Raw genomic sequence first — 13,888 nt, 5'->3', positions numbered from 1 at the left:
ACTTTCCTTTTACTCATTTTTCTGCCATATGGCAGTTGAAAGTCCTCATCTTCAAATTGATAAATATGGATAAACAAAGAAGACACTTTATAAAAAATACGGGCACTTTTATGGCTCTCGGTGCAATGGGATTCTCCACGCAGAGCTACCGTAGGATCATAGGAGCCAATGACCGCATTACAGTCGGGGTGATGGGAACCAATGGACGTGGTGCCGGGATGGCAGCAAATTTTGCCCGTCAGAAAGACACAGATGTAATTTATATCTGTGACGTAGAAGAAAAGGCGCTGGCAAAGGGTATAAATGCAGTCAAAAAAGCGGTTAACAAGGAGCCCAAAGGGGTAAAGGATTTCAGAACGATTTTGTCTGACAAGGACCTGGACGCCATGTATCTTGCTCCGCCGGATCACTGGCATGCCCCGGCAGCAATCATTTGCTGCGCTGCAAACAAACATGTATATGTAGAAAAGCCCTTATGCCATAACCCTTACGAAGGGGAGCTGGCCGTTGCAGCAGCAAGAAAATACAAGCGCGTTGTGCAGATGGGTAGTCAGCGTCGCTCCTGGCCGATACTCACAGAAGGAATCCATGCTTTGCATAACGGTGTTATCGGGAAAGTGTATATGGCCAAGACCTGGTACACTAATAACCGGGCTTCGATCGGTGTTGGTAAAACGGTGCCCGTTCCATCCAACCTGGACTTCGAACTATGGCAGGGGCCGGCCCCAAGGCTTCCCTATAAAGACAACCTCGTGCACTACAACTGGCACTGGTTCTGGCATTGGGGTACCGGCGAGGCGCTGAATAACGGAACGCATGAGATTGACGTTGCCAGGTGGGGCCTGGGGATAGATTATCCTACCAAAGTAAGTTCAGTGGGGGGCCGATACCGCTTCCAGGATGATTGGGAAACACCAGACACGCAGATCATTACATTTGAGTGCAAAGGCGCCTCAGTTATTTGGGAAGGCCGGAGCTGTAACGGAACCCCGGTGGAAGGTGAGGACCGCGGGGTGATATTCTATGGTGAAAATGGTTCCATGGCCACAGGAGGTAACAGTTATATTGTTCGGGATCAGAAAAATAAAGTGGTTAAGGAAGTAAAGTCAGACGTTGTAATTGACGGCCGTGATACTTCGAGCCCGAGTGCGAGCCTCGATGGGGTTCATATCGAGAACTTTTTGAAATGCATCCGCGAAGGCGGCACGCCCACTGCCGATGTTGAAATCGGACGAAAAAGCACATTGTGGGTTCAGTTGGGGAATATGGCGCAAAGGGTAGGAACAACACTGAATATCGACCAGAGTAATGGTCATGTATTGGATAATAAAAAGGCACAGGCGCTTTGGAAAAGAACTTATGCCCCGGGCTGGGAGCCAAAAGTATAGTTTTAAAAAAGCGTAGTATTTAACAAAGCATACGTCTGACAAAGTATAGCATTTAACGAAGTACGGCGTTTAAGAAATCATAGCGTTTAAGAAACCATAGCGTTTAAGAAAGCATAGCGTTTAAGAAAGCATAACGCTTAAGAAGGATAACGTTTAAGAACGCTTAACCTTTAAGAAAGCATGGCGGTTAAAAAAACATACCGCTTAACAAAGTATAGCGTTTTAAAAGTATAGCGTTTAAAAAGGAAAGAGGCTCCGGTTCTGGAGCCTCTTTCCTTTTCTCGTTAACGTGTCATTTGTTCATCAACACTATCAATTTATCATCAACGTGTTGTTTCTTCCTCAACGTTTATTATTTTCAAAACACTCACTATTTTCAACGCCCGTTATTCCTTCTCAACACTCACTATTTTTCACAACGCCCGCTATTCCTTCTCAATACTCACTATTTCTTCAACATTATTCATTGTGGGAGATAGAGCTCCCTGTGCGACATAGAGCTCGTTGTGGAGGATAAAGCTATTGTCCTTGCGCAAGACTGTAAGCTTTCTTAGTTCCAAATCTGTTCAACAGTTCTGAAGAGCAGATTTTGAAGTCACCACTGAGGCTCACATATAACCCAATTACATCCTGCTGATTTAATTTTTCATCGTCGATACTTTCAAAACGGACATTGTATTGATTCACAAGATTTGTATAAATAGATCCGGTTGGCCATACCTGGGTTCCCCGGTTGCTGATACTAAGCAGCTTGAACTTGACACCTGCATGACGTTGACATTTTTTAGCAATCATCTCAGGCTGTTCGATACTCTCAATAAACAGATCAACCCCAATGATCTCCTCAATCTCCATTTCCTTGGAAACGAGCATCGGGTTTTTTTCCAGCTTGAAATTCGTCGGAGTGATCTCTTTGTTTGGCCATGTTGGCTTTTCGCCTTGTTTTGGTTTCTTACCAAAATTCCGGATAATGGCATCCGCGAACCCGGGTGTATTCACGGAAGGAATGGATTTGTCTCCAAAGTCACCGGTGTGGACCCCGGACTCAAGTGTATAAAGCAGCGAATTTTCAATGGTTGCCGCACTCTCCATGAAACCAAGGTGCCGCAGCATAGCAAGTCCGCTCAATAACAGCGCTGTTGGATTTGCGATGTTTTTACCTGCGATATCCGGAGCCGTGCCATGCACTGCTTCGAAGATACAGATATGGTCACCGATATTGGCCGAAGGTGCGAATCCAAGTCCGCCAACCAGCCCTGCACAAAGGTCGGATACGATATCCCCCTGGAGGTTAGTCATCACAACCACATCAAAAAGATCTGGCCTGGTGACCAATTTCATACAAAGATCATCAACGATAACGTCATCAGCCTTCAGTTCCGGAAAGTCCTTAGCCACTTCATAGAAGCACTCAAGAAACAAACCATCTGTGATCTTCATGATATTTGCCTTGTGTCCGCAGGTTATTCTTTTGGCGCTTTTCTTACGTGCCATCTCGAATGCATACCTGATCACCTGCAGGCTGCCCGGCCGGGTGATAAAACGACGGCTTAAAGACACATCATGGGTCAGCATGTGTTCGATACCCCCATAAGTATCTTCTATATTTTCGCGGACAATGGTCACGTCGATCGGGATACCGGCTTTTGAGAATACCGTATCTACCCCATGAAGTGTCTGAAAAACCCTTTTATTGGCATAAGTATTCCAGGTTTTCCGGGCAGTAACGTTCACGCTTTTGACACCTTTACCCTTTGGCGTCTCCATCGGACCCTTGAACAGTATGCCTAAATCCTCGATGGTCTGCTGTGCTTCGGGGGTCATGCCGTTTGAGAAACCCTTGTCAAAAACCCATTTTCCCATGTCTACGAACGCATATTCCAGGGGAACTTCGGCTGATTTGAAGATGGTAAGGACCGCATCCATGATCTCCGGGCCGATTCCATCGCCTTTTGCAACAGCAATTTTCATATTATCAGAATTTTGTTTTTGTTTGTCAAATAGTTAAAGACAGGGCAAAATTAACCGCATTGCTCTTAAAACCTCCTAAAATATTGGGAATTACTAACACTCCGCAGGATTTTTAATTAACTTTAAGCACAAATAGCTATTGATGATATCAAAAATATCAGAAGGGATAGAGATCAGTGTAGAAACTTTTTATCAACCGGATTACTCCAACCCGGTTTCGGGTGAATACATGTTTGCTTATAGAATCACTATTGACAATCACAATAATTTTCCTGTTAAACTTCATCGTCGTCATTGGAACATCTTCGATAGTAACGGTACTCATCGTGAAGTAGAAGGTGAAGGAGTTGTAGGTGTACAACCATCGATGCAACCGGGTGAACGGTATCAATATGTCAGCGGATGTAATTTAAGGACTGAGATGGGTAAGATGTATGGTACTTATCTCATGGAGAATCTCAATAGTAAAACGACTTTTGATGTGAACATTCCCGTGTTCGAAATGATCGTTCCATTCAAGATGAATTAATCTTCTCTTTATAACTTGAATTCTATTTCTCAGAATTGAATTACTTTTATTTGTAGATGCGCTTCTTGTAATTGAGTTATTGATTTTGCGCGTTATTGGCCTTCACTCGTAAGTACGCGACCACTCTGGTCCTTTCGGTTAGTTCCACTTTTTGCCTGATTTCGCTGAAGCTGATATTGCCCGAATAAACCAAGCCTGTTAAGACAGGGAAATCAGACACAAAAAAAGCAACAACCTGGTCCCGCCGGAGCGAAGAAGCAACCAAATACTATGGCAATAAAAGCATTTAAAAACAGGCAGCGCAGCAACTATTTGAGTACATCGATTTTATCTTTCTTCATGGCAACGCGATAAAGTATCGTACACATCACTGCAAAAAAGATCACACCAAGGATCTTATAACCCTCATCCCCAAGCGCAGACAGCAGGCCGTGTTCCATGTTTATGCTGGTCAGGAAACGTTCACCTGAATCGGTGCCTGATAAAAATGCGATGAGTACCCCGGCAATAGCACCGCCGGCAACAAGACCGGTGGCAAACAAATTGCCTTTTCCCAGTTCCTCATCTTCGGGTGAAAGAAGCCCTGCCTGTTGTTTTGCCTTTCTGCTGTCAACAAGTCCCTTGATTGCGCCACCAACAAAAATAGGCAGGGTGGTGGACAATGGAAGATATGCTCCAACTGCAAAGCTTAGCGATTTGATACCGCACAGCTCCATCACAACGGCTACAAACACCCCAACAAAAACGTACTGCCAATCGAGGTTCTGAGATAAAATGCCCTTTATAAGAGTGGCCATCAATGTTGCCTGTGGTGCGGGATATTTATCACTGCCGATTGCATGTTCAATTCCTCTTGCTGCCATATCTGCTGTTGGGCGATCGAGAAATTTTACCGTAAGACCAATAACAATTGAAGAAACGATAGCACCGACAAATAATGCGATCTGCTGGTTGCGGGGTGTGGCACCGACTATATAACCACTCTTAAGATCCTGTGAGGTGCCCCCTGCGTTAGCAGCGGCAATACAGATCATTCCACCCACAACAAGTACGAGTGGTTCATAGGCCTGGCCCGTCCAGCCAACTGCTATAAAAATCAGGCTCGTTCCCATCACGGTGGCTATTGTCATACCACTGATTGGGTTATTCGAAGATCCCACCAGTCCAACTATCCTTGATGATACGGTTACGAAGAGTGCACCGAAAATCACCACAAGCAAACCGATCAGTCCTTTTTGTAAAACACTGTCGCCAGGCATGCCAGGTAAAAAAGTTATCAGGAGGATGAGCGCCAGGCTACCGAAACCAACGATCTTGATACTCAGATCCTGTTCAGTTCTCGGAACAGCTACCGCCTCTGTACCAGCAAGGTCCTTCCCTTTGATAGAGCTGATACTTGACTTGATAGACTTACCGATAGTAGGAAGCGTTTTTATTAATGTAATAATACCACCGGCTGCTACTGCCCCGGCTCCAATCTGCCTGATAAAGGCATAATAGATGGCAGCTGAATAGTTCGTGAACGTGTGGGTCTCGGGGTTCCAGTTGCCCTGGCCACCGGGTTTCGTGATATCAGCGAGATAGCCCAGCTTTACCAGCTGGTTCGCGATAACATCGTTTGGAACCAACGTCGCCAGCAGCGGGATCAAAACCAGCCAGCTTAACACACCACCTGCTACCAATACTCCTGAGATCCTGGGTCCGATGATATAACCAACACCAAGGTATTCCGGTGTGATCTCTCCACTCACCCTTGCCGATGGAAAATACCTGTTGACTTTTGCGGTGGTCCAATAGGGAACTTCCGCAATGATATGAAGCAGCTTTTGAAGCGTTGCGTAAAGGAAAGCTACACCAAGTCCCCAGAATGCTGTCTTGGCAAAATCACCGCCCTTTTCGCCGGCGATCAAAACATCACCACAGGCAGTGCCTTCGGGGTATGGAAGATTCCGATGTTCATTTACAATCAGTGCTTTTCTTAATGGCACCATCAACAGCGTTCCGAGCAGACCACCTACTATAGCCAATACCAGTATCGTGAGATAATTAAAATAGTCTGCACTGTTGGGAGCCGATAAGAACAGAAATCCCGGAAGCGTGAAAGCCACGCCGGCCGCGATACTTTCGCCCGCACTGCCCGTGGTCTGGATGATGTTGTTCTCAAGAATCGTTGTCTTGAAAAATCTCCTGCCCAGGGTGATCGCAATCACTGCTATCGGGATGGAAGCACTCACTGTAAGCCCCGCCTTCAAGGCGAGGTAAACGGTAGCTGCACCGAATATGACACCAAATAAACAACCAAGCAATATTGACTTCACAGTCAGTTCCTTCATAGTTACTTCTGCAGGAACAAAAGGCTGAAACTTCTTTTCTGGTATCATAAAGACTAGTTTAAATTATATCCTTGTAACACTTATTTTTTCTGTGTAGCGGTCACCCCGTGTCCATCACGTCGCTCAATTATTTATATGCCAGATCTCTCCTGGCTCTATAACCTCACTCTCACTTCCTACTTAACGTCGCCCATTCGTTTCTCCATCCAGAATGATAACAGGTATAACAGTATTGCTGCAACCGTGCTCATCACCACAAACACCATGAAGAAATCATAGAGGTTATTAATCTCGTAACCCAGGAAGTTCGTTGATCCTTCACTTGGCAACAATGCGCCGAGTTTCCCACCGAATTTATTAGCGGCTGCATTTGAAATAAACCAGACACCCATCAAGATCGATCCGAATCTCGCAGGTGCAAGTTTATTGACAAGAGAAAGCCCGATAGGCGAGACAGCAAGTTCTCCGATAGTATGCAGGAAGTACAATCCGATCAGCCATAACATACTTGTCTTGCCAACTACATCTTTAACGCCATAAGCAATCAGCAGGTAACCTAATGCAAGAAACAACAATCCGATAGCTTGTTTTTTCGGAGAAGAAGGCTCAAGATTTTTTCTTCCCAGTCCTTCCCAAACCTGGCTCATGACCGGCGCCAACAGGATGATCCAAAGCCCATTGATGCTATTGAACCAGCTCGCCGGGACTTCTTCCAGGTTGTATGGAGTAAGGTAGATATAATGGTAAATTGCAAATGCAAGTGCGGTGGCAGCGATGATCCCAAACAGCAGTTTCAATTCGCGGGGAATTTCCATTATGCGATAGAGAAAATAATACAGCACAAGCGCCAGTCCGATCAACCCCAAAACCATATTTCCAAGCAAAGTATTTATAGTGTAGGACCGGTCGATGTTGTCCCGTGCAAACAAAGTAAGTGATGAACCAGCCTGTTCAAAAGCCGCCCAGAAAAATATCACGAAAAATGCAGCCAGGAAAATCACAATCACCCGCCCCCGTTCATCAGGTGTAAGCGATTTGTCAGAGATGATAAGCCCTGAAACTCCGATCGCGACGCTGAAAATAAATGCTCCTATCCAATCGGAGTCGAGCACGAAACGGAAGATGAGCAATAAGGCAGCGGTAATACCTGCCCACATCGCTACATGTTTAAAGGAAGAAGCGGGTGTTTCCCGGTTAGCTGCATCGTTTGCGATCCTTTCTGTTACCTGGTTGGGAACGATGCCAAGCCCCTGCCCATCTGGGCCAACCAGGTATTTGTCTTTAAGCCAGATAAAAACGATAGTACCCAGGGCCATCGCGACGCCGGCCGATAAAAAGCCCCATTTGAAAGCTTCCTGGACCGGGTTGCCGGCAGCATCATATTTTTCACCAAGGCCTCCACAGATCAGGGGACCGATGAATGAGCCCAGGTTAATGCCCATATAAAAGATAGTATAGGAAGAATCAAGTCTTTTATCTCCTTTCGGGTATAACTGGCCTACAAGAGATGAAATATTTGGTTTGAAAAAGCCCATTCCGAGGATAAGCACAGAAAGTGCGACCCACATAATCGTATGCGCCAGGTCTTTATTTTCGGTAGTGTAGGAAGCACTGACAAACATCAGGAACTGGCCAAAGGCCATCAGGAAACCTCCCCGCACTATCGAGCGCCTGTTTCCCCAAAGCCTGTCGGCGAAATAACCGCCCAAAAGAGGTGACAGCCAGATGAGGCCGGTGAAACTGCCGTAAACATCATCATTAGCATACTTGTCGCTCCTCATGAGACTGCTGGTGACATATAAAACCAACATCGCGCGCATTCCATAATAACTGAACCTTTCCCACATCTCGGCAAAGAACAAAACGAACAGTCCTTTGGGATGTTTGGATGCCTGGGTTGACTGCATAAGCGCGAATTAGGGTTTATCGCGTAAAATAAGATAAAATCTATTGGAAGTATTTCCCGCATTAATTAAAATTCTCCAATCCGTAGCGAAATCCGAAATTCGCCGCTGAAATGAGATCCGGGATCTTAAAAATTGATTTTGATCAGTCAACAATATTCAGACATCGATTTTGTTATCCTTACCTGATCGTGGTGTCCTTATTCAGATAATATCATCATTAATTTTAAGATCCTGATAAACTTTATCAACCTGATTCCGATAAAAACATCATTATTCAATAACCAATAAACCAACCCGAACCCTATTTATGAATATTCTACTTATTGGCTCTGGTGGCAGGGAACATGCCCTGGCATGGAAGATGTCACAAAGCAAGTTATGTTCAAAGCTGTTTATCGCTCCCGGAAATGCAGGGACTGCTTTGTGCGGGACCAATGTGGAGCTGAGTGTTACCGACTTTGATAACATCAAGCAACTTTGTATCAGGGAAAATATCGGTATGGTCGTCATCGGACCGGAGGAGCCGTTGGTTAAAGGAATTGTGGACGATTTTAAAAATGATGCTGCAGTTCAGCATATTCCCGTCATCGGGCCTTCACGGGAAGGTGCGCAACTCGAGGGCAGCAAGGCCTTTGCGAAACGTTTCATGCAGAAATATAACATCCCGACCGCGGTTTATAAAGAGTTTGATTCTACTAATTATGAAGAGGGTATCCCTTACCTGCAGGCTCATGACCTCCCTATCGTCTTAAAGGCCGATGGGCTTGCCGCCGGAAAGGGGGTGATCATCTGCCAGTCGCATCTTGAGGCAATGAGCGAATATGAGCTGATGATCCAGCAAAGCAAATTTGGTGAGGCTGGTAAACGGGTGGTTGTCGAAGATTTTTTAAGCGGCATAGAATTGAGCGTTTTTGTGCTGACGGATGGAAAGAACTATGTGGTACTTCCTGAGGCCAAAGACTACAAGCGGATAGGCGAGGGCGATAAGGGGCCGAATACCGGTGGGATGGGCGCAGTGAGTCCTGTACCTTTTGCAGATGCGGCGTTCATGCAGAAGGTGGAAGAACAGGTTATTAAACCCACTGTGGATGGGATACACAAAGAAGGTATTGATTACAAAGGATTTATATTTATTGGTTTGATAAAGGTGGGCGAAGAGCCGTTCGTTATTGAATACAATTGCAGGCTAGGTGATCCTGAAACAGAGGTCGTGATTCCAAGGTTGAAATCTGATCTTGTTGAACTGCTGAAGGCAACCGGCGACCAGGAACTTGACAAGGTCCGCATCGACATTGATCAACGGATCGCCTGCGCAGTGGTGGCCGTCAGCGGTGGTTACCCGGGCACCTATGAAAAAGGACTCGTGATAACCGGTCTCGACAACGAGGTTCCCGAGGAGAGCCTCATCTTCCACGCCGGAACGGCTGAGGTTAATGGAAATACCGTCACAAACGGTGGCCGCGTATTGTGTGTGACCTCTTTCGGCGACTCCGTTACCGAAGCGGTTTACAACTCCAAGATGGTTTTGGGCGAAATAAGTTACGACGATATCTATTATCGACGGGATATCGGGTTTGAATTTGAGTAGTGGCAGCATAAAAAACATTCATTGAGCATTCATTACAGTGATTATCTGCAGCTTGACAAAATTCTGGCTGCTCAGTTCCCGGAGTCGGATAAGACCGCCGAGCCTGCGCACGATGAGATGCTGTTTATTGTTATTCACCAGGCCTATGAGTTATGGTTTAAGCAGCTGATCTACGAAATTGATTCGGTGCTGGCGATCATGAAGAAGCCGGCAATAAACGATAATTCGCCAGAGTTGCAGACCGTTGTGCATCGTTGTTCAAGGGTGGTAAAGATCCTGAGACTGCTTGTGCAACAGATTGATATCATGGAGACCATGACCCCGATGGACTTCCTCGATTTCCGTGATCTCCTGCGACCCGCTTCGGGGTTCCAAAGCTGGCAGTTCAAATTACTCGAAGCAAAACTGGGCCTGGCGTTCGACCAGAGATTTGGCCAGAACTATTACATATCCCAGCTGAGAGAACACGAAGTGGCGACTATCCGGGAGGGTGAAGCCGCTGTTTCGCTGCTGCAGCTGGTTAATAACTGGCTGGAAAGGATGCCATTTTTCCGGGAGGCCGCAAATTGGGTGCATTATTCCCGTCTGCTAAACAACGAAGTTCCGCTGGAAGACATATTCTGGAACGATTACCGGCACATTTATTCCAATGGACTGGCTGCCGCGGAAACGGCCAACCTGGCTCATTTTGACCAGGTATTCGGAATATCAGGTTCGGAAGAACCGCGGAAGCTATCTGCGTCAGCCAGCCGTGCGGCCCTGTTTATCATGCTGTACCGCGGATACCCGATGCTTCAGACTCCTTTCCAGCTTTTAAATAACCTGCTGGAAATAGATGAACAGATGAGTACCTGGAGATACCGGCACATGAGTATGGTGCACCGGACCATCGGGACCCGCATCGGGACCGGGGGAAGCACCGGGCGCGATTACCTGAAAGGCGCTCTCGACAAACATTATATTTTCGCCGAGCTGGCCAGGATGACCAGTTTCCTCATCGAACGTAAGAAGTTACCCTTACTCAGTAACGAAATGGAGAAAAGATTAGGCTTCCTGGTGTGAGATTACGATTGGTAGCATCATATTTGCAAATCCGAATAATAATACAGGGTATATAACATTAATATGATTTTAGCGTTTATAGATCCGACAGTGTTTCAAACTAACAGCAATGAGTAACCGAAGTTTGCTGATCCTGCACGATAGAGCAAGCGGTGAAATTGAATCTGAAAGTGCTGATGATATGTTTAGTTAATCACAGATAGTGTGGCGAATTGGATGAAATGCAGATTTGACGCGATTTTATAAGGATTTTTCCTGTGGAAAAAATACTTACAAATCAATAGGTTGACTTTGTTAATTCGAATTATTTCCTTCAATTTTGCAGGCATTAGATTTAAATCCAAAATCTGACCTTTATAAAATGGGCTTATTCAATTTTCTCACTCAGGAAATCGCAATGGATCTGGGTACCGCAAACACCCTCATCATACATAATGACGAAATCGTCGTGAACGAACCGAGTATTGTGGCTTTAGACAGGAACAATCCTAAAACCGTGCTGGCAGTTGGTAAGAGGGCACTGATGATGCATGAAAAAACACATGAGAGCATTCGTACCGTGAGACCCTTGAAAGATGGGGTAATTGCTGACTTTAACGCGGCAGAACTGATGATCCGCGAGATGATCAAGATGATCTATCCGAAAAAGCCGTTGTTTCCACCGAGCTGGAGAATGATGATCTGTATCCCTTCAAGCATTACGGAAGTTGAAAAAAGAGCTGTCCGGGATAGTGCCGAGCAGGCCGGTGCCAAAGAGGTTTATCTGCTTCATGAGCCAATGGCCGCTGCGCTGGGTATCGGGATCGATGTTGAGGAACCGGTTGGTAATATGATTATCGATATCGGTGGTGGTACTACCGGAATTACCGTGATTGCACTCGCCGGTATTGTATGTGACCAGTCAATACGAATAGCCGGAGACGAATTTACTGCAGATATCATGGAAGCGCTTCGCCGTTACCATAGCTTACTTATCGGTGAAAGGACCGCTGAACAGATCAAGATCCAGATTGGTGCAGCCATGAAGGACCTGGAGAGTCCGCCGGATGATATTCCCGTCAATGGCCGGGACCTTGTAACCGGTATTCCGAAACAGATCATGGTCAGTTACCAGGAAATTGCTGAAGCGCTCGATAAAAGCATATTCAAGGTTGAAGAAGCGATCTTAAAAGCACTTGAAATGACTCCTCCTGAACTTGCCGGTGACATCTATCGTCGCGGTTTATACCTCACCGGTGGTGGTGCATTGCTTCGCGGCCTCGATAAAAGGCTCAGCCAGAAGATCAAATTACCCGTACACGTTGCAGATGATCCACTGAAAAGTGTTGTACGTGGTACAGGTCTGGCCCTCAAGAATTATGATCGTTATCCCTTTATTATGCGATAAGGTCGCCATATTTTGGGTTATCGCTAACAGCTTTTGATATTTGTAATCCTTAACTTGATCATCTAAACGAGTAAACACATCTGTGCGTAATATATTTCTCTTCATCAGAAGATATTTTAACTTCCTCTTCTTCGTGGTGTTGCAGATTGTTGCGCTTTCATTTCTTTTCAGGTACAATAAGTTTCACGAAGCGGCCTTCATGGGTATTGCGAACGAAACTACCGGTATGGTGGGTGCCAGGTTCAATAGTGTCGAGTACTATTTCAACCTGAAAAAAACCAATGATTCACTGGTTAAGGAAAACAGTGATCTCAGAAATGCACTCCGGGAAAATTTCGATGCTCCTGATACTACCCAACGTGTTGTGGCTGACACTATTCCTTATGATACACTCGGCAATGTCCGTAAATATATGTGGCGCCCTGCCAAAGTGGTAAGCAATACGGCCACACTGCAGAACAACTATCTTACGATACAAAGAGGCCTCAACCAGGGCATCAGGAAAGATATGGGGGTTATCAGTTCTACCGGTATCGTTGGAACCGTTGTTGACGTAAGTGCGAACTATGCCGTGGTTATGAGTTTGCTGCACAGGCAAAGCCGTGTGAGTGCTAAAATGAAAAAAACAGGTGAAACCGGTACCATCCAGTGGGACGGTGAGTCACCATTTTTTCTGACACTGATTAATGTTCCGAAAAGTGCAGCAGTGGCCGTCGGGGATTCAGTGATAACCAGCCAGTATTCTTATCTCTTTCCCCAGGGAATTATGGTAGGAACCGTTGCCGCGATTGTTGAAGACAAAACGAGCAATTTTTATACAATGAAGATTAAGCCGGCTACGAATTTTTATAACGTGGAATTTGTAACTGTGGCTGAAAATCTGATGAAAGATGAACAGAAAAAACTTGAGGAGGCATCCCGGAAAAACCAATGAGTGAATTGCTGAAAAATATCATCCGGTTTTCCCTGTTCATACTGATACAGGTGTTTGTGCTGTTCCAGGTTCCTTTTCTGCACCGGTTTATAACCCCTTATCTATACTTCCTCTACATTCTCTGGCTTCCTTTTAATATGCCAAGAGTTGGTCTCACGCTGGTTGGTTTCATCTTTGGTTTAACGCTGGACTATTTTACAAAAACGCCGGGGCTGCATGCGGCTCCCTGTGCTTTGATCGCTTATGTGCGACCTTTCCTGGTTAACATCCTGATCCAGCAGGAAGGTGCGGATAAAAACTATCGCTCGCCTTCCATCACCAGCATGGGATGGGCACCTTACGCAACACTGGTGTTTATCCTTACCATACTTCACAACGGGTACCTGGTGTTTCTTGAATACCTGGATGTCGGAAGTTTTCTTTTCTTCCTTGGCAAGGTATTATCTACAACGGGTGTAAGTCTTTTGCTCATTTTTGTAACGGAGCTGCTGTTCTTCAGGAAAGAAAAGTTCCGGACGAATACTGCCTGACGAATACTGCCCGACGAATATGGCCTTACGAATATGGCCTTACGAACACGGGCTTACGAAGACGGCCTTACGAAGACGGCCTCACCCGTCTCACCCCTTAGTTATAGCGGCAATTTCGCTACGCCCTGATTTTCATGAGATCTTCGCTTATCATCCGGCTTTTTATCCTGGAATCCGCTTATTATCCGAATTTTTATCCTGAGACTCCGCTTGCCATCCGGCTGTTTATCCTGATGCTCCACACGCCAGCTGCATGACA

At 45.8% G+C, this 13,888-nt stretch carries 9 protein-coding genes and 1 pseudogene; 7 read left to right on the top strand and 3 right to left on the bottom strand.

All coding sequences use genetic code 11. The features are described 5' to 3' along the window. Positions 1–65 precede the first annotated feature (65 nt). Positions 66–1,388 carry a Gfo/Idh/MocA family protein gene (locus ACX0G7_RS06430; RefSeq protein ID WP_458922609.1) on the top strand — a complete coding sequence of 441 codons (1,323 nt, stop codon included), beginning with the start codon at positions 66–68 and terminating at the stop codon, positions 1,386–1,388. A 519-nt stretch (positions 1,389–1,907) separates the two neighbouring features. Here the strand turns inward: ACX0G7_RS06430 and ACX0G7_RS06425 are convergent. Next, positions 1,908–3,359 carry an isocitrate/isopropylmalate family dehydrogenase gene (locus ACX0G7_RS06425; RefSeq protein ID WP_458922608.1) on the bottom strand — a complete coding sequence of 484 codons (1,452 nt, stop codon included), beginning with the start codon at positions 3,357–3,359 and terminating at the stop codon, positions 1,908–1,910. A 142-nt stretch (positions 3,360–3,501) separates the two neighbouring features. Between ACX0G7_RS06425 and apaG the strand changes: the two genes are divergently transcribed. Further along, on the top strand, positions 3,502–3,888 hold the full coding sequence (apaG, locus tag ACX0G7_RS06420) for a Co2+/Mg2+ efflux protein ApaG (RefSeq protein ID WP_458922607.1): 387 nt from the start codon (positions 3,502–3,504) through the stop codon (positions 3,886–3,888). A gap of 308 nt (positions 3,889–4,196) precedes the next feature. On the opposite strand, the gene ACX0G7_RS06415 is transcribed toward apaG, so the two are convergent. Together ACX0G7_RS06415 and ACX0G7_RS06410 are read right to left on the bottom strand one after the other, a co-directional pair. Next, positions 4,197–6,269 carry an OPT family oligopeptide transporter gene (locus ACX0G7_RS06415; RefSeq protein WP_458922606.1) on the bottom strand — a complete coding sequence of 691 codons (2,073 nt, stop codon included), beginning with the start codon at positions 6,267–6,269 and terminating at the stop codon, positions 4,197–4,199. A 128-nt stretch (positions 6,270–6,397) separates the two neighbouring features. Then, complete coding sequence (locus ACX0G7_RS06410; RefSeq protein ID WP_458922605.1) at positions 6,398–8,128, bottom strand: peptide MFS transporter; 1,731 nt, start codon at positions 8,126–8,128, stop codon at positions 6,398–6,400. 307 nt (positions 8,129–8,435) lie between these two features. Here ACX0G7_RS06410 and purD point away from each other — a divergent pair, with 307 nt between their 5' ends. From purD to ACX0G7_RS06385, 5 genes and pseudogenes are all read left to right on the top strand, one after another. After that, positions 8,436–9,716, top strand: coding sequence for a phosphoribosylamine--glycine ligase (gene purD / locus ACX0G7_RS06405; protein WP_458922604.1), 1,281 nt, complete (start codon positions 8,436–8,438; stop codon positions 9,714–9,716). Between the two features lie 18 nt (positions 9,717–9,734). Continuing rightward, positions 9,735–10,778, top strand: a pseudogene (locus ACX0G7_RS06400) (tryptophan 2,3-dioxygenase); the annotation flags it as partial. A gap of 361 nt (positions 10,779–11,139) precedes the next feature. Then, positions 11,140–12,165, top strand: coding sequence for a rod shape-determining protein (locus ACX0G7_RS06395; RefSeq protein ID WP_458922603.1), 1,026 nt, complete (start codon positions 11,140–11,142; stop codon positions 12,163–12,165). Between the two features lie 82 nt (positions 12,166–12,247). Next, on the top strand, positions 12,248–13,099 hold the full coding sequence (mreC, locus tag ACX0G7_RS06390) for a rod shape-determining protein MreC (RefSeq protein WP_458922602.1): 852 nt from the start codon (positions 12,248–12,250) through the stop codon (positions 13,097–13,099). Further along, on the top strand, positions 13,096–13,629 hold the full coding sequence (locus tag ACX0G7_RS06385; RefSeq protein ID WP_458922601.1) for a rod shape-determining protein MreD: 534 nt from the start codon (positions 13,096–13,098) through the stop codon (positions 13,627–13,629). The genes mreC and ACX0G7_RS06385 overlap by 4 nt, the downstream gene beginning before the upstream one ends. Positions 13,630–13,888: the final 259 nt, after the last annotated feature.

It is taken from the genome of Flavitalea antarctica, assembly GCF_054461535.1.
The sequence above is the reverse complement of the archived record's forward strand: the minus strand, read 5'-3'. Positions and strand labels throughout refer to the sequence as shown.

Excerpts from the sequence above, each read along its gene's own strand:
- ACX0G7_RS06430 (WP_458922609.1), top strand. The coding sequence starts at position 66 with ATGGATAAACAAAGAAGACACTTTATAAAAAATACGGGCACTTTTATG.
- ACX0G7_RS06425 (WP_458922608.1), bottom strand. The coding sequence starts at position 3,359 with ATGAAAATTGCTGTTGCAAAAGGCGATGGAATCGGCCCGGAGATCATG.
- apaG (WP_458922607.1), top strand. The coding sequence starts at position 3,502 with ATGATATCAAAAATATCAGAAGGGATAGAGATCAGTGTAGAAACTTTT.
- ACX0G7_RS06415 (WP_458922606.1), bottom strand. The coding sequence starts at position 6,269 with ATGATACCAGAAAAGAAGTTTCAGCCTTTTGTTCCTGCAGAAGTAACT.
- ACX0G7_RS06410 (WP_458922605.1), bottom strand. The coding sequence starts at position 8,128 with ATGCAGTCAACCCAGGCATCCAAACATCCCAAAGGACTGTTCGTTTTG.
- purD (WP_458922604.1), top strand. The coding sequence starts at position 8,436 with ATGAATATTCTACTTATTGGCTCTGGTGGCAGGGAACATGCCCTGGCA.
- ACX0G7_RS06395 (WP_458922603.1), top strand. The coding sequence starts at position 11,140 with ATGGGCTTATTCAATTTTCTCACTCAGGAAATCGCAATGGATCTGGGT.
- ACX0G7_RS06385 (WP_458922601.1), top strand. The coding sequence starts at position 13,096 with ATGAGTGAATTGCTGAAAAATATCATCCGGTTTTCCCTGTTCATACTG.